This window comes from Massilia endophytica, from assembly GCF_021165955.1.
In the GTDB taxonomy this organism is placed as follows: Bacteria; Pseudomonadota; Gammaproteobacteria; order Burkholderiales; family Burkholderiaceae_D; genus Rugamonas; species Rugamonas endophytica.
This window is the reverse complement of sequence record NZ_CP088952.1, coordinates 4,845,175-4,866,439: the sequence shown is the minus strand read 5'-3', so window position 1 is coordinate 4,866,439 and position 21,265 is coordinate 4,845,175. Positions and strand designations below refer to the sequence as shown.

General features: G+C 65.8%; 22 protein-coding genes and 1 tRNA gene. 17 read left to right on the top strand and 6 right to left on the bottom strand.

What is annotated here, in order from left to right:
* Together LSQ66_RS22385 and LSQ66_RS22380 are read right to left on the bottom strand one after the other, a co-directional pair.
* The gene (locus LSQ66_RS22385) at nt 1-456 is read right to left on the bottom strand and encodes a hypothetical protein (RefSeq protein WP_231767372.1); all 456 of its coding nucleotides are present in this window, start codon (nt 454-456) and stop codon (nt 1-3) included.
* A gap of 171 nt (nt 457-627) precedes the next feature.
* Nucleotides 628-1,023 (bottom strand): hypothetical protein, encoded by a 396-nt coding sequence (locus LSQ66_RS22380; protein ID WP_231767371.1) that lies wholly within the window; start codon nt 1,021-1,023, stop codon nt 628-630.
* Between the two features lie 199 nt (nt 1,024-1,222).
* Between LSQ66_RS22380 and LSQ66_RS22375 the strand changes: the two genes are divergently transcribed.
* Nucleotides 1,223-2,560: a serine hydrolase domain-containing protein gene (locus LSQ66_RS22375; protein ID WP_231767370.1), complete on the top strand. Its 1,338-nt coding sequence runs from the start codon at nt 1,223-1,225 to the stop codon at nt 2,558-2,560.
* 129 nt (nt 2,561-2,689) lie between these two features.
* The gene (locus LSQ66_RS22370; RefSeq protein ID WP_231767369.1) at nt 2,690-3,946 is read left to right on the top strand and encodes a D-amino acid dehydrogenase; all 1,257 of its coding nucleotides are present in this window, start codon (nt 2,690-2,692) and stop codon (nt 3,944-3,946) included.
* A gap of 417 nt (nt 3,947-4,363) precedes the next feature.
* Here the strand turns inward: LSQ66_RS22370 and LSQ66_RS22365 are convergent, their stop codons facing one another.
* Entirely contained in the window at nt 4,364-4,735 is a 372-nt protein-coding gene (locus tag LSQ66_RS22365) for a BPSL0067 family protein (protein ID WP_231767368.1), read from the bottom strand.
* A 153-nt stretch (nt 4,736-4,888) separates the two neighbouring features.
* Here LSQ66_RS22365 and LSQ66_RS22360 point away from each other — a divergent pair, with 153 nt between their 5' ends.
* The 10 genes from LSQ66_RS22360 to LSQ66_RS22315 are packed head-to-tail and all read left to right on the top strand — an operon-like array spanning nt 4,889 to nt 16,040.
* On the top strand, nt 4,889-5,314 hold the full coding sequence (locus tag LSQ66_RS22360; RefSeq protein WP_231767367.1) for a YchJ family protein: 426 nt from the start codon (nt 4,889-4,891) through the stop codon (nt 5,312-5,314).
* 15 nt (nt 5,315-5,329) lie between these two features.
* Nucleotides 5,330-6,952, top strand: coding sequence for a carboxyl transferase domain-containing protein (locus LSQ66_RS22355; protein WP_231767366.1), 1,623 nt, complete (start codon nt 5,330-5,332; stop codon nt 6,950-6,952).
* Nucleotides 6,953-6,962: 10 nt separating this feature from the next.
* On the top strand, nt 6,963-7,748 hold the full coding sequence (locus LSQ66_RS22350) for an enoyl-CoA hydratase/isomerase family protein (RefSeq protein ID WP_231767365.1): 786 nt from the start codon (nt 6,963-6,965) through the stop codon (nt 7,746-7,748).
* A gap of 15 nt (nt 7,749-7,763) precedes the next feature.
* The gene (gene bioA, locus LSQ66_RS22345; RefSeq protein WP_231767364.1) at nt 7,764-9,095 is read left to right on the top strand and encodes an adenosylmethionine--8-amino-7-oxononanoate transaminase; all 1,332 of its coding nucleotides are present in this window, start codon (nt 7,764-7,766) and stop codon (nt 9,093-9,095) included.
* 4 nt (nt 9,096-9,099) lie between these two features.
* Complete coding sequence (bioF, locus tag LSQ66_RS22340; protein ID WP_231767363.1) at nt 9,100-10,284, top strand: 8-amino-7-oxononanoate synthase; 1,185 nt, start codon at nt 9,100-9,102, stop codon at nt 10,282-10,284.
* Nucleotide 10,285: 1 nt separating this feature from the next.
* On the top strand, nt 10,286-11,059 hold the full coding sequence (gene bioD / locus LSQ66_RS22335; protein WP_231767362.1) for a dethiobiotin synthase: 774 nt from the start codon (nt 10,286-10,288) through the stop codon (nt 11,057-11,059).
* A 17-nt stretch (nt 11,060-11,076) separates the two neighbouring features.
* Nucleotides 11,077-12,114 carry a biotin synthase BioB gene (gene bioB / locus LSQ66_RS22330; RefSeq protein WP_231767361.1) on the top strand — a complete coding sequence of 346 codons (1,038 nt, stop codon included), beginning with the start codon at nt 11,077-11,079 and terminating at the stop codon, nt 12,112-12,114.
* A 46-nt stretch (nt 12,115-12,160) separates the two neighbouring features.
* Nucleotides 12,161-14,188: an acetyl/propionyl/methylcrotonyl-CoA carboxylase subunit alpha gene (locus LSQ66_RS22325; RefSeq protein ID WP_231767360.1), complete on the top strand. Its 2,028-nt coding sequence runs from the start codon at nt 12,161-12,163 to the stop codon at nt 14,186-14,188.
* Between the two features lie 9 nt (nt 14,189-14,197).
* Nucleotides 14,198-15,130, top strand: a complete 933-nt coding sequence (locus tag LSQ66_RS22320) for a 2-hydroxyacid dehydrogenase (RefSeq protein WP_231767359.1) — start codon at nt 14,198-14,200, stop codon at nt 15,128-15,130.
* A 1-nt stretch (nt 15,131) separates the two neighbouring features.
* Nucleotides 15,132-16,040, top strand: a complete 909-nt coding sequence (locus LSQ66_RS22315) for a hydroxymethylglutaryl-CoA lyase (protein WP_231767358.1) — start codon at nt 15,132-15,134, stop codon at nt 16,038-16,040.
* Here the strand turns inward: LSQ66_RS22315 and LSQ66_RS22310 are convergent.
* Together LSQ66_RS22310 and LSQ66_RS22305 are read right to left on the bottom strand one after the other, a co-directional pair.
* Nucleotides 16,015-16,593 carry a PEP-CTERM sorting domain-containing protein gene (locus tag LSQ66_RS22310; RefSeq protein WP_231767357.1) on the bottom strand — a complete coding sequence of 193 codons (579 nt, stop codon included), beginning with the start codon at nt 16,591-16,593 and terminating at the stop codon, nt 16,015-16,017. The genes LSQ66_RS22315 and LSQ66_RS22310 overlap by 26 nt on opposite strands.
* 138 nt (nt 16,594-16,731) lie before the next feature.
* Nucleotides 16,732-16,808: transfer RNA gene (locus LSQ66_RS22305), tRNA-Pro, on the bottom strand.
* 73 nt (nt 16,809-16,881) lie between these two features.
* Between LSQ66_RS22305 and LSQ66_RS22300 the strand changes: the two genes are divergently transcribed.
* A complete protein-coding gene (locus LSQ66_RS22300) occupies nt 16,882-17,442 on the top strand; it encodes a hypothetical protein (RefSeq protein ID WP_231767356.1) in 561 nt (186 codons plus the stop codon).
* Between the two features lie 3 nt (nt 17,443-17,445).
* Here the strand turns inward: LSQ66_RS22300 and rsmI are convergent, their stop codons facing one another.
* The gene (rsmI, locus tag LSQ66_RS22295) at nt 17,446-18,351 is read right to left on the bottom strand and encodes a 16S rRNA (cytidine(1402)-2'-O)-methyltransferase (RefSeq protein WP_231767355.1); all 906 of its coding nucleotides are present in this window, start codon (nt 18,349-18,351) and stop codon (nt 17,446-17,448) included.
* Between the two features lie 10 nt (nt 18,352-18,361).
* Between rsmI and LSQ66_RS22290 the strand changes: the two genes are divergently transcribed.
* The 4 genes from LSQ66_RS22290 to LSQ66_RS22275 are packed head-to-tail and all read left to right on the top strand — an operon-like array spanning nt 18,362 to nt 21,253.
* On the top strand, nt 18,362-19,630 hold the full coding sequence (locus tag LSQ66_RS22290) for a penicillin-binding protein activator (protein WP_231767354.1): 1,269 nt from the start codon (nt 18,362-18,364) through the stop codon (nt 19,628-19,630).
* Between the two features lie 10 nt (nt 19,631-19,640).
* A complete protein-coding gene (locus LSQ66_RS22285) occupies nt 19,641-19,991 on the top strand; it encodes a YraN family protein (RefSeq protein ID WP_231767353.1) in 351 nt (116 codons plus the stop codon).
* A 58-nt stretch (nt 19,992-20,049) separates the two neighbouring features.
* Complete coding sequence (locus LSQ66_RS22280; protein ID WP_231767352.1) at nt 20,050-20,646, top strand: phosphoheptose isomerase; 597 nt, start codon at nt 20,050-20,052, stop codon at nt 20,644-20,646.
* Complete coding sequence (locus LSQ66_RS22275) at nt 20,639-21,253, top strand: BON domain-containing protein (protein ID WP_231767351.1); 615 nt, start codon at nt 20,639-20,641, stop codon at nt 21,251-21,253. The genes LSQ66_RS22280 and LSQ66_RS22275 overlap by 8 nt, the downstream gene beginning before the upstream one ends.
* Nucleotides 21,254-21,265: the final 12 nt, after the last annotated feature.

Below are 21,265 nucleotides of genomic sequence, written 5' to 3'. Positions count from 1 at the left end.
TTACTGCGGGGCACCCGTGTCGCCACTGCGGCGCCCCATGTTGACGAGGGTGCGCCACAGCTGCTTGTAGCCGTGCACCACGCAGTAGCTGAGGCGGTAGACCAGCACGCCGTTGCGGCCGGTGCGCAGCACCATGGTCACCGCCTCGCCGATGGCGCGCAGGCGCACGGCGTCGCGGAAGCGGCGCGGGGCGGGCTGGGCCGCATCGGCCGGGTCCACCTGGTCCGTCAGGTCGGTGTGGCCCGTGTCCTGGCTGAATTCGGTCTGGCGCAGCACCTTGCCCAGACGGTTCAGGCGCAGCAGGCGCACCACTTCGCCGTTGCCCAGCACGATGGTCGTTTCCCCCGACGGGTGGACGGCCGTATCGATCAGGGACCAGCCTTCCGGCGGCGTGAAGGGCGCTGCGGGGGGCGGGGCGCTGAGGCGGGAAAACAGGGACGGCTTGGTGGCATGCATGGCGCAACTCCAGTAACAAAACACTTCTATGAGTTGATTCTAAGAAATAACCCTCGGTCATCCTTCGGCTTTTGGTAAGCCTTTGTACAGAAATTGTCGCCATCTGCCGCCGCCCAAAAACAAAAGGGCCGGACCTTTGCGGTCCAGCCCTTCGTGCGGCGCGGCCGGCGCTCAGGCGCGCAGCGCGTCGCGGTACATGCCGGGCTTGACCAGGCTGCCCCACAGTTTCTTGTAGCCCTTGGCCAGGCAGAAGGTCAGGCGGTAGACCATGACGGCGCTGCTGTTGGCGCGCAGGACCATGGTCACGGCTTCGCCGATGGCGCGCAGGCGCACCGCGCCACGCAGCACGCGGGCCGAGATGGCGGTGCTTTCGCGCGGATCGCGGAAATCGGATTTCTTCAGCACCGCGCCCGTGCTGTCGATGCGCAGCAGGCGCATGATGCAGCCGTCGCCCAGGACCACAGTGGTATCACCGGAAGGGTGCTGCACGGCGTCCATCATTTCCCACCCTTCGCGCGGTTCGAAGCCGGCCAGAACGGGGTTTTCCTGTTGCTGTTGTGCTTGCATGGTGGTCTCTTGGAGGAAGTGGTTTTGGAATGATGAAATTATAGGCAGGACATTTCTTTTGTTTTGGGGCAATTGGTCTGCAAAATGTCCCAGAATTGTCACCATGGCATAGGGACCGGTTATGCCTGGATAATCAGTTTTCATTGGATGGCCGCCAACCGCGCCCGTATGCTTGGCGCAAAAACATGAGGAGGAAGTGATGGCTTACCGACTGGGCGCGCTGTTGGGCGCATTACTGCTGGGCAGTGTGAACCATGTGATGGCGGCCGATGGCGGCGCCTCGCCTTCCGCCCTCCTCGACCGCGAACTGGCGGCCGTCGTCAACGATGCCCAGCACCCGCTAAGCGGGCTGTCCGTCCTGGCCATCCGGGACGGCAAGGTGAGCTATCAGCAGCAGTTCGGCCTGCGCCGCATCGACACCACGGGTCACGGCAAGGCCGAGCCGGTCACGGCCGCCACCATGTTCCGCATCGCCTCCATTTCCAAGATGATGACCACCCTGGGCCTCATGCGCCTGGTGGAAGAAGGCAAAATCGACCTGGATGCGGACATCTCCGGCTACCTGGGCTTTACGGTGCGCAATCCGCACTTCCCCGATCGGGCCGTCACCCTGCGCCAGGTGCTGAGCCACACCGCTTCCCTGCGCGACGACGCGGGCTATTCCTGGGGCACGGATACCGCGTTGAAGGACGTGCTGGTCCCGGGCGGCGCCCGCCATGGCAAGGGCGAGATGTGGGCGCGCAATGCGGGACCGGGCGACTACTTCACCTACAGCAACCTGGGCTGGGGCGTGATCGGCACCGTGATGGAAAAGGTGACGGGCGAGCGCTTCGACCTCCTGATGCGGCGCCTGCTGCTGAACCCGCTGGGCCTGCGCGGCGGCTACAACACCTCCGCCTTCAGCCCGGCCGAAGTGGCGGACACGTCCACGCTCTACCGCCGCCGCACCACGGATACCGAGATCTGGAACCCAGCCGGTCCCTGGATCGCCCAGGTGGACGACTTCGGCGTGAAGCCGCCCTCGCCGCCAGCGAGATTGGCGTCCTATGTGCCGGGCACGAACGCAACCCTCTTCAGCCCGACGGGCGGGCTGCGCATCTCCGCGCCGGACATGGGCAAGGTGATGCTCATGCTGATCAACAAAGGCAGGCACGAGGGCAAGGTCTTCCTCAAGCCCGAAACCCTGGCCCTGATGTTCCAGGAACAGTGGCGCTACAACGGCAAGAACGGCGACACGCTCAACGGCCTCTACCACAGCTGGGGCCTGGGCACGCAGCGCTTCCCGGACGAGCCCGGCGTTGGCAACCGCCTGGTGGAAGGGGGCGGCTTCAGCGCGGTGGGCCACCTGGGCGAGGCCTACGGCCTGATCTCCACCTTCGTGGTCGATCTGCAGAACGGCAACGGCATGGTCTCCCTGATCGGCGGCTTCGGCACCGACCCGGACCAGCGCCCCGGCGCCTTCTCGGCCCACACGCGCTCCGAGGAGCTGATCCTGAACGCCCTCTACCGCCGCGCCATCCTGGGCAAAGTGGACTGATACCACCCGGCGGCATGACCAAAGGTTATATGCTGTGCACGACGATTCATTGGCGCCCGGGACAAGCTGGCCTTTAAGCTGTCCGATCGAGTGAAAACGGTTCCAACGGAACCCCAGAAGCGAGGCGCAATGCAGCAAGAAGCACAGCAAGTGGTGGTGATCGGTGGCGGTGTCGTAGGCCTGACGTCGGCCTGGTGGCTGCTGGAAGCGGGCTACAAGGTCACCCTGCTGGAGAGGGCGCCCACGGTGGGCAGCGCCGCCAGCTACCGCAATGGCGGCCAGCTCAGCTATCGCTATGTCTCCCCCCTGGCCGATGCCGGCGTGCCTCTGAAGGCCCTGCAGTGGATGTTCCAGGAGGACGGCCCCCTGCGCTTCAAGCTGGAAGCCGATCCGCGCCAGTGGCGCTGGCTGCTGCAGTTCCTCGCCAACTGCAATGCGGCCGACAACCGCCGCACCACCGCCAAGCTGCTGGAGCTTGGCGAGCTGAGCCGCAAGTCCATGCAGCAGCTGGAACTGAATCTTCCTCTTTCCGAATTCTCCTGGCGCGACGCGGGCAAGCTCGTGGTCTACCGTTCGAAGAAAGTGTTCGATGCGGCCGTGGCCCGTCCCGAGTCCTCCAGCAAACGGCAGGTGCTGAACGGCGAGGAAACGGCGCGCATGGAGCCGGCGCTGGCCCAGCTGGCGCCTTCGCTGGCGGGCGGCATCTTCAACAGCGGCGAGGCGGTGGCCGACTGCCACGCCTTCTGCCTGGCGCTGGAAAAGCGCCTGCGCGCCCATCCCCGCTTCCAGGGCGTCGTGCATGCCGAGGCCCAGGCCATCTTCTGCGAAAACGGCAAGGTCTCGGCCATCCATACGGAATCGGGCTGGGTGGGCGGCGACCATTTCGTGCTGGCCGCGGGCATCCAGAGCCGCAACCTGGCCGAAACGGCGGACATCAGCCTGCCGCTCTATCCCCTGAAGGGCTACAGCCTGACGGCGCCCATCCGCGCCGAGCACACGGCGCCCGAAATCAGCGTGACCGACTTCGAACGCAAGACCCTGTACGCCCGCATCGGCGGGAACCTACGGGTGGCCGCCATGGTGGACATGGTGGGCGAGGACACCGGCATCGACGAGCGCCGCATCGCGGGCCTGACCCGGCTGGCGCGCGAGACCATGCCCACGGCAGCCGACTACGGCCAGGCCGAATCCTGGGCAGGCCTGCGTCCCGCCACGCCGAACAGCGCGCCCATCATCGGCGCCACGCAGTATCCCAACCTGTGGCTGAACGTGGGCCACGGCCCCCTGGGCTTCACCTTCGCCTGCGGCACCGCCTCCATCCTGGCCGACCTCATGACCGGCAAGGGCGCCCCCTTCGCCCTCGACTGCCTGGGCTACCGCCGCTGATGGTGGGCGCCCGAAGCTAGTTGCATGAGAAGCTCAAGCTGCGCGCGACCACGCCATGGTCGCGCCGAGCCCGCCAGCGCGCGGTGCATTGACGCGTGCCGCTCACATCGAGACTGACATAGCGGGCAATGCCTGAGTAGATGCAGTCCACCTCGTATCTGAAGTCGGGCGCATCTCCATTCATGTGCCAGGTCTGGTAGATATATCCAGACTCCTCACGTTCGCTCCATGGGGGCGCTGCGTAATAGTCGCGGTCCTGGCCGGGCGTTTCGCTGGCTGGATAGGAAATGACGCGCACAGACTCCAGCGGCTTTCCGCCAACCTTCCAGTCCGCTGGCGCTACCGCCGGGCAAGCACGTTGGCCTGCCGAAGCAGCGCTCAGCGCCAGTGCCCCCAACAACAAAGCGGCTGCCCTCTTCATTTGATGACGGAGTAATGTTCGGCGCGCATAAACGCCTGCGCTTGCTTCCGGCCGAAATAGAGCACAGTCTTGTGCGGCGCCCGTCCCTTCCATTGATGAAATACCTCCATCCCATTTGCTACCCAACGAATGAAAATGGCGGCGTGATTGCCGTGCGATAGGTTCGGGTAGCGCTCCCGTGTAAATGTGGCGATAGCTGTGCCCGATGGAATAAGGATATTAGCCTCGAGCAAATCGACGAGCCTGTTACCCTCCCGCCAGGTAGGGGATGGAGGCGCGCCCGTTAGCGCGCGTACGAGGGCGACACATTGTCCGTTGCCGAAAGCCCCAGTTTGCTCCGTGAAGCTGCCTCTTGCGATGTAAGGCATGGCGATCTCCGTCTTGGGAAAGCTTCATGCTAAGACCTCGCCCGAAAATTGAGTTACGCTGAGTCAACTATGCGCCACGCTGTTTTGGCCCGGCTGCCTGACCCGAACTGCCGGAATGGCGGATAATGCGAACTTTGCTTCTTTCGCATCCCCATGCCCAAGTCCAAGACGCCGGCCGGCTGCCCCTGCGGCGGTCCCTCCCTCGACAGCTGCTGCGGCCCCTTCCTGAGCGGCGCCACCGTGCCGCAGGCAGCCGAGCAGCTGATGCGCTCGCGCTATACGGCCTACACCCTGGGCAACGAACCCTATCTGCTGGCGACCTGGCATTCCTCCACCCGCCCTGCCGAAAAAATCATCAACCCGGACGAGCGATTGCAGTGGCTGGGACTTGAGGTAAAATCTGCTTTACGTTTACGTCAACGTAAAGTAAATGAAGGCGAGGATTTCGTGGAGTTCGTGGCCCGCTGCCGCATCGGCGGCAAGGGTCAGCGCCTGCACGAGGTGAGCCGCTTCCTGCGCGAGGCCGACGAGCACGGCGTGCTGCGCTGGTATTACGTGGACGGACAGTTCCCCGAATAAGAGAGAAGAGAGACCATGGCGCACATCGAGAGCAAGCTCAATCCCCGCAGCGACGATTTCAAGGCCAATGCCGCCGCCATGCAGGCCGTGGTGGACGACCTGCGGGCGAAGATCGCAAAGATCGCCGAAGGCGGCGGCGAGGCGGCCAGCGCCAAGCACGTGGCGCGCGGCAAGCTGCTGCCGCGCGACCGTGTGCAGATGCTGCTCGATCCGGGCACGCCCTTCCTGGAACTTTCCCAGCTGGCGGCCTACGGCATGTACAAGGAGGCGAGCGGCAACGACGCGGCGCCTTCCGCAGGCGTCATCACCGGTATCGGCCGCGTGGCGGGCCAGGAATGCGTGATCGTGTGTAACGACGCCACCGTGAAGGGCGGCACCTACTACCCCATGACGGTGAAGAAGCACCTGCGCGCCCAGGAGATCGCGGAGCAGAACAACCTGCCCTGCATTTACCTCGTGGACTCGGGCGGCGCCAACCTGCCGAACCAGGACGACGTGTTCCCCGACCGCGACCACTTCGGCCGCATCTTCTACAACCAGGCCAATATGTCGGCCAAGGGCATCCCGCAGATCGCGGTGGTGATGGGCTCCTGCACGGCAGGCGGCGCCTACGTGCCGGCCATGAGCGACGAATCCATCATCGTCAAGGAACAAGGCACCATCTTCCTCGGCGGCCCGCCGCTGGTGAAGGCGGCCACCGGCGAGGTGGTGTCGGCCGAGGACCTGGGCGGGGGCGACGTGCATACGCGCCTCTCCGGCGTGGCCGACCACCTGGCGCAGAACGATACGCATGCGCTGTCGATGGCGCGCACCATCGTGTCCAACCTGAACCGCCGCAAGCCGCAGCAGGGCCCCGTACGCGAATCCGTGGAGCCGAAGTATTCGCCGGAAGAACTGTACGGCGTGATCCCCGTGGATACCCGCAAGCCCTTCGATATCCGCGAAGTGATCGCCCGCATCGTGGACGGCAGCGAATTCGACGAGTTCAAGGCGCGCTACGGCACCACGCTGGTGTGCGGCTTCGCCCACATCTACGGCATGAAGGTGGGCATCATCGCCAACAACGGCATCCTGTTCTCGGAGTCGGCGCTGAAGGGCACGCACTTCATCGAACTGTGCTGCCAGCGCAAGATCCCGCTGGTCTTCCTGCAGAACATCACCGGCTTCATGGTGGGCCGCAAGTACGAGAACGAGGGCATCGCCCGCAACGGCGCCAAAATGGTGACGGCCGTGGCCACCGCATCGGTGCCCAAGTTCACCGTCATCATCGGCGGCAGCTTCGGCGCGGGGAATTACGGCATGTGCGGCCGCGCCTATTCGCCGCGCTTCCTGTGGATGTGGCCCAATGCGCGCATCTCCGTGATGGGCGGCGAGCAGGCGGCCTCCGTGCTGGCGACCGTGAAGCGGGACGGTATCGAGGCCAAGGGCGGGCAGTGGAGCGCGGAAGAGGAAGCGGCCTTCAAGCAGCCCATCAAGGAACAGTACGAGGAGCAGGGCCACCCCTACTACGCCAGCGCGCGCCTGTGGGACGACGGCATCATCGACCCGGCCGATACGCGCATGGTGCTGGGCCTTGGCCTCTCCGCAGCCCTCAACCAGGAGATTCCGGACACGAAGTTCGGCGTCTTCCGCATGTAAAGGGGGGTGCATGGACTACCAGACCCTGGCCATTACCATCGCGGACAAGCTGGCCACCGTCACGCTGAACCGCCCGGACGTGCGCAATGCCTTCAATGAGCAGAGCATCAACGAGATTGCCAGCGCCTTCGAGGAGCTGGGGCGCAATGAGCTGGTGCGCGCCATCGTGCTGGCGGCGGAAGGCCCGGCCTTCTGCGCGGGCGCGGACCTGAACTGGATGAAGAAAATGGCGGGCTATTCGCACGCCGAGAACCAGTCCGACGCCATGGCCCTGGCCCAGATGCTGCGCACTATCTACCTGTGCCCGAAGCCCGTGGTGGCACGGGTGCAGGGCGACTGCTACGCGGGCGGCATGGGCCTGGTGGCGGCCTGCGACATCGTGGTCGCCGTGCAGGAAGCGAATTTCTGCCTGAGCGAAGTGAAGCTGGGCCTGATCCCCGCCACCATTTCGCCCTACGTCATCAAGGCCATGGGCGAGAACGCGGCACGCCGCTATTTCCTGACGGCGGAACGCTTCGATGCGGCGGAAGCGCACCGCATCGGCTTCGTGCACGAGCTGGCGGCGGCCGATACACTGGACGCCAAGGTGGGCGGCATCGTCAAGGCCCTGCTGGGGAACAGCCCCAACGCCGTGAAGGAAGCCAAGGCCCTGGTGCGCGAAGTGGTGGACCGCCCCGTCACCGACGAACTGCTGGCCGATACGGCCCAGCGCATTGCCAACATCCGCGCTTCGGAGCAGGGACGCGAAGGCGTGCAGTCCTTCCTCGAGAAGCGCAAGCCGAACTGGCTGAACTGAAGCGGAGCTGTTTTTTTGCAGGATTCGAAACACAATACCGACTGGGTCGCGCGCAGCCTGCGCAGCGTGTGGCACCCGTGCACCCAGATGCAGCATCACGAGACCGTGCCGCTGATTCCCGTCAGCCACGGCAAAGGCGCATGGCTGTACGACCACGAAGGCCGCCGCTATCTCGACGCCATCAGCTCCTGGTGGGTCAATCTCTTCGGCCACGCGAATCCGCGCATCAACGCCGCGTTGAAACAGCAGCTGGACACGCTGGAGCATGCCATGCTGGCGGGCTTCACCCACGAACCCGTGATCGAACTCTCCGAACGCCTGGCGGCGCTGACGGGCCACCAGCTGGGCCACGCCTTCTACGCCTCGGATGGCGCCTCGGCAGTGGAAATCGCGCTGAAGATGAGTTTCCACGCCTGGCGCAACAGCGGCAAGGCGGACAAGCAGGAATTCGTCTGCCTCCAGGGCAGCTATCACGGCGAGACCATCGGCGCGCTGGCGGTGACCGATGTGGCGCTGTTCAAGGACGCCTATGGCCCCCTGCTGCGCGCCTCGCAAACCGTGATGTCGCCGGATGCGCGCCAGGCAGCACCGGGCGAAAGCGCGGAAGACGTTGCGCGCCGCGCAGCCGCCGATGTGCAGCGCCTCTTCGAGGAAAAGGCCGGCCGCATCGCCGCCATCATCATCGAACCGCTCGTGCAATGCGCAACCGGCATGGCCATGCACGACCCGCTCTACCTGAAGCTGGTGCGCGAACTGTGCGACCGCCATGGCGTGCACCTGATCCTGGACGAAATCGCCGTGGGCTGCGGCCGCACCGGCACCTTCTTCGCCTGCGAACAGGCGGGCATCTGGCCGGATTTCGTCTGCCTCTCGAAAGGCATCAGCGGCGGCTACCTGCCGCTTTCGCTGGTACTGACGCGCGAAGAGATCTATCAGGCTTTCTACAGCAGCGATATCACGCGCGGCTTCCTGCACTCGCATTCCTACACGGGCAACCCGCTGGCCTGCCGCGCCGCACTGGCCACGCTCGATATCTTCGAGCAGGACGGCGTGCTGGAAGCGAACCGCCAGCGCGCGGAAAAGCTGGGCGCCGCCCTGGAGCCGCTGGCTGCGCATCCACGCATCCGCAATGCTCGCAGCCGGGGCATGATCTGGGCCTTCGACGCCGTGGACGTGGACAGCAGCTTCTCGCGCCGCTTCTTCGCCAATGCCACGCGCAACGAGCTGCTGCTGCGCCCCATCGGCGGCACGGTCTACCTGATGCCTCCATATATCCTCAGCGACGAGGAAATCGAGGGTCTGGCCGCCCGCACCCTCGCGGTGTTCGAACAGACGATTGCGGGGTAAGGCCATGGAACTGCTCAAACAGCTCGACCGCCAGCTCGGTCTCCTGCAGGAGAAAAGCCTGATCCGCCGCCGCCGCAACGTGGAGTCGCCCTGCGCTCCGCGCGTGAGGGTGGATGGCCGCGACATGCTCGCTTTCTGCAGCAACGACTATCTCGGCCTCGCCGCGCACCCGAAGATTGCTGCGGCGATGAAGGAAGGCGTTGAAAAGTACGGCACCGGCAGCGGCGCCTCGCACCTGATCAGCGGCCATAGCCGCGCCCACGCCGAACTGGAGGAGCGCCTCGCGGACTTCGTCGGCCCCAATCTGGTCGAGGCGCGCGCCCTGTACTTCTGCACCGGCTACATGGCCAATCTTGCCGTGCTTACCGGCCTGGCCGTGGGCGACAAGAACAGCGAAATCTTCAGCGAATCGCTGAACCACGCTTCCCTGATCGACGGCGGCCGCCTGTCGCGCACCTCGCTCAAGGTCTACCCCCACGCCGACGTGGCCGCGCTGGACGCCATGCTCACGGCCAGCAGCGCCAGCACGAAGATCGTGGTAACGGACAGCGTCTTCAGCATGGACGGCGACCTCGCGCCCCTGCCCGAGCTGTTGGCGCTGTGCGAACGGCACCAGGCCTGGCTGGTGGTGGACGATGCGCACGGCTTCGGCACCGTTGGCGAGAACGGGCGCGGAGCGCTGGAGCACTTCGGCCTGCGCTCTCCCTATCTGGTCTACGTCGGCACGCTGGGCAAGGCGGCCGGCGTGGGCGGCGCATTCGTGGCGGCCCATGCCACCGTGATCGAAACCCTGATCCAGCGCGCACGCCCCTATATCTTCACCACGGCCGCTCCGCCCGCTCTGGCGCATGCCCTGCTGGCGAGCCTCGATATCATCGGCGGGCCGGAAGGCCGGGAGCGCCGCGCCCACCTGAATGCTTTGGTGGCACAATGGCAAGATGGCCTGCGCCTGCAGCGCTGGCAGCGCATGCCCTCGTCCACCGCGATCCAGCCCGTGATCATCGGCGGGAACGAGGAAACCATGCGCGCCGCCGCGGCGTTGTATGAACAGGGCCTGTGGGTGGGCGGTATCCGTCCGCCGACCGTACCCGCGGGCACGGCGCGCCTGCGCGCCACCCTGTCCGCAAGCCACGAGGCGCGCGATGTCGCGCAGCTGATCGCCGCACTGAACGAACTGGAAAGGAGCTGAAATGGCACTTGAAGATCCGGTTGCTCCCGTGCTCGAACCCCAGGCCCAGGCCGCCGCAACAGGCCTGCCGCCGCGCTTTGCCTGTTTCGTGGCCGGCACCGATACCGAAATCGGCAAGACCATGATTTCCTCCGCCATGCTGCACGCGCTGACACAGCAAGGCGTGCGCGCCTGCGGCATGAAGCCCGTGGCCGCTGGCGCCGTGATGCGCGACGGCCGCCTGCACAACGACGACGCCGACCAGCTGGCGGAAGCGGGCAATGTCAGCCTGCTTTCGTCGATCACGACGCCTTTCATGCTGAAGGAGCCCGCCGCGCCGCATATCGCCGCTGCCATGGAGGGCATTACCATCGATCCGGTGCCGATTCTGGCGGCCTACCTTGAAATTGCCGCCGCTTCGGATGCGACGGTCGTGGAAGGCGTGGGCGGCTTCCGCGTGCCGCTGAACGATCAGTACGACACGGCCGACCTGGCGCAGCAGCTGGACCTGCCGGTGGTGCTGGTTGTGGGCATGCGCCTGGGCTGCATCAACCACGCGCTGCTGACGGTGGAAGCCATCCAGTCGCGCGGCCTGAAGCTCGCAGGCTGGGTGGCCAATACCCTGGAACTGGAGATGAATTTCCTGGACGAGAACGTGGCCGCCCTGGAAGCGCGCATTCCCGCCCCGCTGCTGGGCCGCCTGCCCTGGCTCGCCGAGCCGACGCCGGCAGCCGCCTCGAAATACCTGAACTTTACGCACCTGCCGAACTGGCCGGCGCGCCGCAACACACTTTGAACGAACAAGGAAATCCCATGCTGCAAGAACCGAAAACCGTCGCCCTGCACCGTCCCACCGCAGCGATCAAGCTGCCCGAAGCGGCCACCTGGCCGCGCGAGGAAGTGCTGGCGCTGTTCGAACTTCCGTTCAATGAGCTGATGTTCCGCGCCCAGCAGACCCACCGCGCCAACTTCCCGGACGGTGACGTGGAACTGGCGACCCTGCTGTCGATCAAGACCGGCGGCTGCGAAGAGGATTGCGGCTACTGCCCGCAGGCCGCGCGCTACGACACCGGCGTGGAAGCGAAGAAGATCCTCGGCATCGACACCGTGCTGGAGGCAGCCCGCCAAGCCAAGGAAAACGGGGCTACGCGATTCTGCATGGGCGCCGCGTGGCGCAGCCCGAAGGACCGCGACATGGACAAGGTCGAGGAGATGGTGCGCGAGGTGAAAGCCCTGGGCCTGGAAACCTGCGCCACGCTCGGCATGCTGGAAGAGCAGCAGGCGGAACGCCTGAAGGCCGCTGGCCTGGACTACTACAACCACAACCTCGACACCGCGCCCGAGTTCTACGACAACGTGATCTCGACCCGCGAATACCAGGACCGCCTGGATACGCTGGGCCATGTGCGCAATGCTGGCCTGAAGGTCTGCTGCGGCGGCATCGTGGGCATGGGCGAGTCGCGCGACCAGCGCGCGGGCCTGATCGCGCAGCTGGCGAACCTGAACCCTTATCCCGAATCGGTGCCGATCAACCATCTGGTGCAGGTGGAAGGCACGCCGCTGTATGGACTGGACCGGCTGGACCCGCTGGAGTTCGTGCGCACCATCGCCGTGGCCCGCATCACCATGCCGAAAGCGCGTGTACGCCTTTCCGCAGGCCGCCGCGAGCTGGGCGAAGCGGTTCAGGCCATGTGCTTCATGGCAGGCGCCAACTCCATCTTCTACGGCGACAAGCTGCTCACCACCGACAACCCCGAGGCGAACGACGACCGCGCGCTGCTGGCGAAACTGGGCCTGAAAACCCGCGCCACCACGCTCGATTCCGTGCAGAAGGAAGCCTGCGGCTGCTGATCTCATTTCAAAAAAAACCGGCCAACGAGCTGAATAGAGAGACACCATGTTCAAGAAAATCCTGATCGCCAACCGTGGAGAAATCGCCTGCCGCGTCGCCGCCACCGCGCGCCGCATGGGCATCAAGACGGTCGCCGTGTATTCCGAGGCGGACGCCAACGCGCGCCACGTCGCCGTATGCGACGAGGCCGTGCTGCTTGGCCCGGCGCCCGCAAAGGAAAGCTATCTGTGCGGCGACAAGATCATCGCCATTGCACTGGCCACGGGCGCCGAAGCCATTCACCCCGGCTACGGCTTCCTGTCGGAGAACGCGGAGTTCGCCGAAGCCTGCGAGGAAGCGGGACTGGTGTTCATCGGCCCTCCCGCTTCGGCCATGCGCGCCATGGGCTCGAAGTCCGCTGCCAAGTCGCTGATGGAAAAGGCCAACGTACCCCTGGTGCCCGGCTACCACGGCGACCAGCAGGATGCCGACTTCCTGCAGAAGGAAGCGGACCGCATCGGCTATCCCGTTCTGCTGAAGGCTTCGGCGGGCGGCGGCGGCAAGGGCATGCGCGTGGTGGAGAATGCCGAAGCCTTCAAGGATGCACTGGCCTCCTGCAAGCGCGAGGCGATCAGCTCCTTCGGCGACGACAAGGTGCTGGCGGAGAAGTACCTGCAGCGCCCGCGCCATATCGAGATCCAGGTCTTCGCGGACAAGCTGGGCAACTGCATCTACCTGTTCGAACGTGACTGCTCCGTGCAGCGCCGTCACCAGAAGGTGCTGGAAGAGGCGCCTGCGCCCGGCATGAGCGATGAGCGCCGCGCCGCGATGGGCGACGCCGCGGTCGCCGCCGCGCGCGCCGTCGGCTACGTGGGCGCTGGCACCGTGGAATTCATCGCCAACCAGGACGGCAGCTTCTACTTCATGGAGATGAATACCCGCCTTCAGGTGGAGCATCCTGTTACCGAAATGATCACCGGCACCGACCTGGTGGAATGGCAGCTGCGCGTTGCCGCTGGCGAGCCGCTGCCGAAGAAGCAGGACGAGCTGCGCATCCACGGCCACGCCATCGAGGCGCGCGTATATGCGGAGAACCCGGAGAAGGGCTTCCTGCCTTCCATCGGCACCCTGCGCCACATGGCCATGCCTGAGGCGGTGAATTTCGAGCTGGGCGGCACGCCCGGCAACCCCGCCGCCATCCGCATCGACTCCGGCGTGCGCGAGGGAGACTCCATTTCGCCTTATTACGACCCCATGATCGCCAAGCTGATCGTGTGGGGCGCGGACCGCAAACAGGCCCTGGCCCGCATGGCGCAGGCGCTGTCCCAGTACCAGATCGTTGGCCTGGCCTCCAATATCGCTTTCCTCAAGCGCCTGGTGGAGGGCGACGCGTTTGCGAACGCAGACCTGGACACTGGCCTCATCGAGCGCAACCAGGAAGCCCTGTTCCCGCCTGCGCGTTCCGTCCCGGTCTCCGCGCTGGCGCTCGCCGCCGTGTCCCTGATCGAAAGTGAGAAGGCGCTCGCTTCGGCGCAATCGGCAAACAATCCAGCCGACCCATGGGGCAATGCCCTGGGCTGGCGCATGAACAGCCGCTATGCGCGCGTGCTGGCTTTCAGCGACGAGCATGGCAAGGAATACAGCCCCACCTTCACCTATCAGCCGCACGGCTGGCAGCTCTCGATCAAGGGCATCGACGCCGACGTGGCCCTGCTCTCGCAGCGTGGCGCTGAACTCAGCATCAAGCTGGGCGAAACCTCCGTGCACGGCGCCGTACGGCGCGACGGCGAGATCCTGCATGTCTTCACCGGCGGCAGCCACTATCCGCTGAACTACCGCGACCCGATGGCCCATGCCGGCGAATCGGAAGCCGAAGGCGGACGCCTCACCGCACCGATGCCGGGCAAGGTGGTGGCCGTGCTGGCCGCCAAAGGACAGGAAGTGAAGAAGGGCGCTCCGCTCGTGATCATGGAGGCAATGAAGATGGAACACACCATCGCCGCCCCGCACGACGGCGTGGTCGAGGACATCCTCTACGCTGTGGGCGACCAGGTGAGCGACGGCGCGCCGCTGCTGGCCTTCCAGGCCGCCTGAGGACAAGCCATGCGTATCCTGCTGTACCGCGCGGATGGCAATACCGGCCCCTGGATCGAGGATTTCGCGCGCTGGCTGCCCGAGGCCGAGATGGTGGCCTGGCAGGAGGGGGCGGATTGCGGGCCTTGCGACTATGCGATCACCTGGGGCGCGCCCGAACCTGCGCTGAAGGAGCTGGCCAAGGTCAAGGCGATCTTCCTTGGCGGCGCAGGCGCGGACGCGATCCTGAAACACGAGGATGCGATTCCGCGCCACGTTCCCATCGTGCGCCTGGGCGATGCGGGCATGGCCATCCAGATGGCGGAGTATGTGCTGCATGCCGTGCTGCGCTACTTCCGCCGCTTCGACGAATACGAGGCGCAGGCGCGCGCAGGACAATGGTCGCCGCTGCCGCAGCACAGCCGCGAAGACTTCGCCATCGGCGTTCTTGGCGCCGGTGTGCTGGGCAGCCGAGTGCTGGATGCGCTGAAACCCTTCGGCTTTCCGCTGCACGCGTGGAGCCGCAGTGCGAAGCAGATCGAGGGCGTGCGTTGCCACCATGGCGAAGAAGGGCTGGATGCCCTGCTGCGAAAGGCGCGCGTGCTGGTCTGCATGCTGCCGCTCACGCCGGATACTGCCAATCTCCTCAACCGAACGAACCTGGGCAAGCTGCCGCAGGGCGCTTACCTGATCAACGTGGCGCGCGGCGCCCATGTGGCGGAGCCGGACCTGCTGACGCTGATGAAGTCCGGCCACATTGCAGGCGCCACCCTCGACGTGTTCCGCAACGAGCCGCTGCCGGTGCAGCATCCGTTCTGGCAGGAGCCGCGCATCACCATCACGCCGCATATCTCGGCGCTGACCCAGCGCAGCGAGAGCGTGCAGCAGATCGCGGACAAGATCCGCAAACTGGAAAAGGGCGAGACCATCGCCGATGTCGTCAACCGCGAACAGGGATACTGATATGAGCCTGCCGAAGAAGGTCAAGATTGTGGAAGTGGGTCCGCGCGACGGCCTGCAGAACGAGAAAGAGGAAGTCCCGGCCCAGGTGAAGATCGAGCTGGTGAACCGGCTGACGGCTGCGGGCTTTCCGAACATCGAGGCAGCGTCCTTCGTGTCGCCGAAGTGGGTGCCGCAGATGGCCACCAGTAAGGAAGTGATGGCGGCTATCGAGCGAAAGCCGGGGGTCATCTACTCCGCGCTCACCCCGAACATGCAGGGCTTCGAGGCCGCGCTGGCGGCCAAGGCGGATGAAGTGGTGATTTTCGGCGCCGCTTCCGAGGCCTTCTCGCAGCGGAACATCAACTGCTCCATTGCCGAGTCCATCGAGCGCTTCAGGCCTGTAGCGCAGGCGGCCAAGCAGCACGGGCTGCGCCTGCGCGCCAGCGTCAGCACGGCCTTCGGCTGCCCCTACCAGGGCGAAGTGCCTCTGGATGCGGTGGGCGATGTGGTGGCGCGCATGCGCGACCTGGGCTGCGACGAGATCGACATCGCCGACACCATTGGCGTATCCACGCCGCGCAAGACGCAGGCCGTGATGGAGCGCGCCATCAAGGAATTCCGCATCGACGGCCTCTCCGGCCACTTCCACGACACCTACGGCCAGGCGCTTGCGAATATCTACGCCAGCATGGAAGTTGGGATCACCATCTTCCATTCCTCGGTGTCCGGCCTGGGCGGCTGCCCCTACGCAAAAGGCGCCACCGGCAATGTGGCCACGGAAGACGTGCTGTACATGATGAACGGCCTGGGCATCGAAACCGGCATCGATCTGGATACGGTGGTGGACGCAGGCCACTTCATCTCCCAGTTCCTGGGCCGCAAGGGCGCCAGCCGCGCGGGCAACGCTATCCTGGCGAAGAGGGCCGGCTAAGCCTTCTGCGCCGCACCGCCAGCGCCAGCATTCCCAGGCCCGCAGCGAGCATCGCTGCGCGCGCAGGCTCGGGCACCAGGACGACGATGAAGTCGTCAAGGCGTATCGTGTTCAGGCCCGTGAAGCTGTGCACCTCGAAGCGGGTAAGGGGGCTGCTGGCCTGCAGATGGGAGAAGCGGAACTGCGTCCAGTCGCTGCCATCCAGATAGCGGCGCTGCGGCGTCAGCAGCTGTCCGTCCCAGAAAGCGGACAGCCAGTTCCCCGGCTGGTCGCTCTGCGCCCAGAAGCTGAAGTCGTAAAACTCGCCCGCCTGGGTAGCGAGCGTCTGTCCCATATAGCTCCCCTTGCCAGGCAGATTCTGGCAGCCGAGAATACAGGCGGTGTAGGCGACGCCCTTGTCAGCCCCGCGTCCCCGCAGGGTGGTGACGACGATTGCACCTGAACCGCTGGTCTGCCACCCTGCCGGTGCTTCGAAGCCGGGATTGACGACGATATTGTCCGAAGCCTGGGCCACGCCTGAACACAACAGGGCGGCCCCCAGAAATTTCCGCATGATGCGCATGGTTCCCCTCCAACGCTGGAATGGAATCCCATGTTATTTCCTGACGGAAATGACGGCACGAGGCAGATCAAGCGGGGAAAAGAAAAAAGCCCCAGGAACGTGAATTCCTGAGGCTTTCTTCCTGAATCTTGGTCGGAGTACAAGGATTCGAACCTTGGACCCTCTGGTCCCAAACCAGATGCGCTACCGGGCTGCGCTACACTCCGAAGAAGCAAGATCATACTAGCTGTAGCGGCAAACGTCAAGCCAGACCAGATTGCCGCCGGAAAGGTGTCTGACATGCAAGAAATGCCGCGCCTCCCACAGCCACGGGCCAGCCTGGCCACGGGCCTGGGTGTATCCCTGCTTCTCCACGGCCTGCTGTTCAGCCTTTTCAAGGCACCCGGCCCAGAGGCCATATCCGACCAGCGGCGCTGGAGCGAGGTGCTGACGGTCGTCCTGACGCCGCCCGCACCACCATCGCCGCCGAAGACAGAAGCCGTGCCCGAAGAGCGGCAGCCCGAGCCTGCGCAGCGTACCCCGCGGCCAGCGGCGCGGCGCGCTGCGCCCCAAGCGATCACAATGGCGCCAGCTCCTGCCGAGCCTGCCGACCTCCCGGCCGCCGAGACCGCGGACGGCCCGCGCCTCGACATGGAAGCGGCGAAGGCCTCGGCCCGCCAGCTGGCGGCGGAGCTCGATCCGCCAGGCAAGGAAACGGTCTATCGCGAGACAAAGGAAGAGCGTCTTGGCCGCGCCATCTCGGCCGCCAAGCGCGGGAATTGCAAGGATTTCAATGGCGCGGGCCTGCTGTCCCCGCTCATCATGTTGCTCGACAAGAAGGACAGCGGCTGCAAGTGGTAAGGCTCAGCCCTTCCTGAGCTCCAGCGCGCGATCGTAGAGCGCGTTCTTCTTGCGTCCCGTGATCTGTGCCGCCAGGCTGGCCGCCTGCTTCAGGGGCAGCTCTTCCAGCAGTATCTTGAGCACGCGCTCCGCTTCGGCATCGCCCGCGTCGTCCGCCTGCGGCGCGCCTTCCACCAGCACCACGTACTCGCCTTTCTCCCGGTGCGCATCCGCCCCCAGCCACGCGGCGGCTTCGCCCAGCGGGCAGCGGTGGATTTCCTCGAACAGCTTGGTGAGCTCGCGCGCAAACACCACCTGGCGCGCGGGACCGAACACGCTGGCCAGCGCCTCCGCACATTCGACGATGCGGTGCGGCGCCTCGTAGAACACCATGGTCGCACTCACGGCCGCGAGACCCTGCAGCACGGTCTCCCGCTGCTTGGCCTTGGAGGGAAGGAAACCCACGAAATGGAACTGGTCGTTCACCAGGCCGCTGGCCGACAGCGCCGCAACGGCCGCCGAAGCGCCCGGCACAGGCACCACGCGCAGGCCAGCCTGCCGCACGGCCTCCACGATGCGCGCGCCGGGGTCGGACACGGCAGGCGTGCCCGCGTCCGAAACGAGGGCAATGCGCTCGCCAGCTTGCAGCCGGGTGATCAGCATTTCGGCCGCCTCGCGCTCGTTATGCATGTGCGCAGCCAGCAGCGGCTTGCTCAGCCCGAAGCGCTGCATCAGCTGCGCGGTATTGCGCGTGTCCTCGCAAGCCACCGCATTCACCAGACCCAAGACGTGCAGCGCCCGCAGGCTAATGTCGGTAACATTGCCTATCGGCGTGGCCACTACATACAATGTTGCCGTAGGATAGGTCTGCAGCGCGGTTTCGCCCAGCACGGGCAGGGCGGCGAGCGGGCTCGTTTCGGTGACTGTCATTGGAGGTAGGATGCTGGCTAAAAAAGTGTGGAACGGTTTGCTGTGCCTCGCGCTGGCTGCGCTGTCCAGCGCCTGCAGCACGCCCTGCGGTGCGCCGGGGGCATTGTGCGCGCCAATCGAGACCGTGACAAGAGCAGCGCCGCCACCCGCCCGCCTGCCGGAGCGCCCGCCCGCACCGCCAGTGGAAGAACCCCAGACCTTTGCCGTCCCCATGCCCGGCACGGCCCCCGAAAAGCCTGCGGGCATGGCGCCCGCCTCCAAGGCCGTGCGCATAGGCCTCATGCTGCCCCTGCGCTCCGAGACCCTGGGCCGTGCGGCGGACGCGCTGCGCGCGGGCTTCATGGCCGCCTGGGAGCGCGACCGCGACGGCTTCGAGGTGAACGTCATCGAAACCGGGGACGGCGCTCAGGAAGTGCTGCCTGCCTATACCGAGGCCCTTCAGCAGAACGACATCATCGTCGGCCCCCTGGCCCGCTCGGCAGTGACCACCCTGGCCGCCAGCCAGACCGTGAGCAAGCCCACGATTGCCCTCAACCACCCGGAAGGCCGCGACGAGCTTCCCCTGCCGGAGAAAATGCTGGCCATCGGCCTCTCCATCGAGGACGAGGCGCGCCAGGTGGCCGACCTGGCGTCGCGCGACTATCCCGGTGGCGAGGCCCTCATCGTCAGCGGCGGCAATGCCTGGCAACGCCGCGCCGCTTCCGCCTTTGCGGCGCAATGGCAGCGCCTGGGCCTGAAGGCAAAAACGCTGGAACTGAGCACCCCGAACGGCTACCTGAGCGACCCCGAACTCGTGGCGCTGCGCAGCCGCCTCGCGGGCGAGCCCGTGGAACTGCTGTTCGCGGCGCTGGATGTGGACCAGGCGCGCCAGCTGCGCGTGGCCCTGAATGCGCCGCCGCTGGGCGATATTCCCGTCTACGGCACCTCCTCGCTCAATCCCGGCCGGAGCCTGCTGCAGCCCGGCCCGGAGCTGGACGGCGTGCGCCTGATCGACCTGCCTTGGCTGGTGCAGCGCGACCATCCCGCCGTGATGGTCTATCCCCAGCCGGTGCCGCGCGACGAGGCCCGCCTGAGCGCGGACATGGAGCGCCTGTACGCGCTCGGCATCGATGCCTTCCGCATCGCGCGCGAGATCGCGCGCCGCCCGGCGCAGCAATTCCAGCTGGACGGCGTGACCGGCCAGCTCACCATCGGCTTCGGCAACGGCCCTTCGCGCTTCCAGCGCGTGGAACCGACGGCCGTCTACAAGAACGGCGTGCCCCTGCCTGCAGGGCAATAGCGGGGCCGCCATGCCCCGCACCAGCCAGCAGGAGCAGGGCCAGCGCAGCGAGGACGCGGCGCTCGACCATCTGCGCCTGCAGGGCCTCCAGCTCGTGGAACGCAATTTCCGCTGCAAGGTGGGGGAGCTGGACCTGATCATGCGGGATCGGACCCACCTCGTTTTCGTGGAGGTGCGCCACCGCCGCAGCCGGACCTACGGCGGCGCTGCCGCCAGCATCACGCCCGCCAAGCAGAAACGCCTGCTGCGCGCCGCCCAGTTCTACCTGATGCGCTTCTCCCAACTGCCGCCCTGCCGCTTCGATGTCGTGGCGCTGGACGGTCCCCAGCTGACCTGGCTGCGCAACGTGCTGGAAATGTAAGCATTCTTAACAGCACTTGTCCGGCCCCGTGCCCGGCTGCACTATAATTACGCACACTATGACCAATCAACGCATCCTGGCGCACTTCCACGAAAGTGCCGAAACCAAAATCCAGTCCGCGACCGTGCTTGCCCAACCGCTGGCACAGGCCATCGAACTGATGTTCTCCGCCCTCTCCAACGGCAACAAGATCCTTGCCTGCGGCAACGGCGGTTCCGCGGCCGACGCCCAGCACTTCGCGGCTGAACTGGTAGGCCGCTTCGAGCGCGAACGCTTCCCGCTGCCCGCGCTGGCCATGACCACCGACAGCTCGATCCTGACCGCTGTCGCCAACGACTACAGCTACCGCGAGATCTTCTCCAAGCAGGTGCAGGCCTTCGGCCAGGCGGGCGACGTGCTGCTGGCCATTTCCACCTCCGGCAACTCGGCCAACGTGATGGCGGCCATCGAGGCGGCGCTGGAGCGCGAGATGCGTGTGGTGGCGCTCACCGGCAAGGGCGGCGGCGCCATCGGCAAGATGCTGACCGACGCCGACGTGCATATCTGCGTGCCTGCCGACCGCACGGCGCGCATCCAGGAAGTGCACCTGACCTGTATCCATTGCATTTGCGACGGCATCGACGTCGCGCTGTTCGGAGGAGATGTGAATGAGTAAACGAGTTCTCGTAATGGCCCTGATCGCTGCCAGCGTGGCGGCCAGCCTGTCCGCCTGCGTGCCCCTGGTAGTGGGCGGAGCCGTGGCAGGCACCGTCGCCGCGTCCGACCGCCGCACCTTCGGCGCCCAGACCGAAGACAAGACGATCGCCGTCAAGGCCGACCTGAAGATGCCGAACATCGTCGGCGACGCAGGCCACGTGAACGTGAACAGCTTCAACCGCCGCGTGCTGATCACCGGCGAAGTGCGCGACCAGGCCATGAAGGCGGCGGTCGAGCGCGAAGTACGCAATATCGAAGGCGTAGTGCTGGTGGTGAACGAGCTGGAAATCGCCGGCCCGGCCAGCTACACCTCGCGCTCCAACGACGCGCTGATCACCACCAAGGTGAAAGCGAGCCTGGTGGACGCCAAGGACATTTCGGCCAACTCCTTCAAGGTGGTGACCGAGCGCGGCGCCGTCTACCTGATGGGCCGCGTGACCCAGCGCGAAGCGACGCAGGCAGCGGAGATCGCGCGCGGCGTGAACGGGGTGAACAAGGTCGTGAAGGTCTTCGAGTACATCACCGAAGAAGAATGGAAGCAGTACCAGCCCAAGCCAGCGGCCTAAGCGAAGCGGTAC

Bases quoted from the DNA above. Each gene is read 5' to 3' on its own strand.
- LSQ66_RS22385 (WP_231767372.1), bottom strand. From the start codon at position 456: ATGCATGCCACCAAGCCGTCCCTGTTTTCCCGCCTCAGCGCCCCGCCC.
- LSQ66_RS22380 (WP_231767371.1), bottom strand. From the start codon at position 1,023: ATGCAAGCACAACAGCAACAGGAAAACCCCGTTCTGGCCGGCTTCGAA.
- LSQ66_RS22375 (WP_231767370.1), top strand. From the start codon at position 1,223: ATGGCTTACCGACTGGGCGCGCTGTTGGGCGCATTACTGCTGGGCAGT.
- LSQ66_RS22370 (WP_231767369.1), top strand. From the start codon at position 2,690: ATGCAGCAAGAAGCACAGCAAGTGGTGGTGATCGGTGGCGGTGTCGTA.
- LSQ66_RS22365 (WP_231767368.1), bottom strand. From the start codon at position 4,735: ATGCCTTACATCGCAAGAGGCAGCTTCACGGAGCAAACTGGGGCTTTC.
- LSQ66_RS22360 (WP_231767367.1), top strand. From the start codon at position 4,889: ATGCCCAAGTCCAAGACGCCGGCCGGCTGCCCCTGCGGCGGTCCCTCC.
- LSQ66_RS22355 (WP_231767366.1), top strand. From the start codon at position 5,330: ATGGCGCACATCGAGAGCAAGCTCAATCCCCGCAGCGACGATTTCAAG.
- LSQ66_RS22350 (WP_231767365.1), top strand. From the start codon at position 6,963: ATGGACTACCAGACCCTGGCCATTACCATCGCGGACAAGCTGGCCACC.
- bioF (WP_231767363.1), top strand. From the start codon at position 9,100: ATGGAACTGCTCAAACAGCTCGACCGCCAGCTCGGTCTCCTGCAGGAG.
- bioD (WP_231767362.1), top strand. From the start codon at position 10,286: ATGGCACTTGAAGATCCGGTTGCTCCCGTGCTCGAACCCCAGGCCCAG.
- bioB (WP_231767361.1), top strand. From the start codon at position 11,077: ATGCTGCAAGAACCGAAAACCGTCGCCCTGCACCGTCCCACCGCAGCG.
- LSQ66_RS22325 (WP_231767360.1), top strand. From the start codon at position 12,161: ATGTTCAAGAAAATCCTGATCGCCAACCGTGGAGAAATCGCCTGCCGC.
- LSQ66_RS22320 (WP_231767359.1), top strand. From the start codon at position 14,198: ATGCGTATCCTGCTGTACCGCGCGGATGGCAATACCGGCCCCTGGATC.
- LSQ66_RS22315 (WP_231767358.1), top strand. From the start codon at position 15,132: ATGAGCCTGCCGAAGAAGGTCAAGATTGTGGAAGTGGGTCCGCGCGAC.
- LSQ66_RS22310 (WP_231767357.1), bottom strand. From the start codon at position 16,593: ATGCGGAAATTTCTGGGGGCCGCCCTGTTGTGTTCAGGCGTGGCCCAG.
- LSQ66_RS22300 (WP_231767356.1), top strand. From the start codon at position 16,882: ATGCAAGAAATGCCGCGCCTCCCACAGCCACGGGCCAGCCTGGCCACG.
- rsmI (WP_231767355.1), bottom strand. From the start codon at position 18,351: ATGACAGTCACCGAAACGAGCCCGCTCGCCGCCCTGCCCGTGCTGGGC.
- LSQ66_RS22290 (WP_231767354.1), top strand. From the start codon at position 18,362: ATGCTGGCTAAAAAAGTGTGGAACGGTTTGCTGTGCCTCGCGCTGGCT.
- LSQ66_RS22285 (WP_231767353.1), top strand. From the start codon at position 19,641: ATGCCCCGCACCAGCCAGCAGGAGCAGGGCCAGCGCAGCGAGGACGCG.
- LSQ66_RS22280 (WP_231767352.1), top strand. From the start codon at position 20,050: ATGACCAATCAACGCATCCTGGCGCACTTCCACGAAAGTGCCGAAACC.
- LSQ66_RS22275 (WP_231767351.1), top strand. From the start codon at position 20,639: ATGAGTAAACGAGTTCTCGTAATGGCCCTGATCGCTGCCAGCGTGGCG.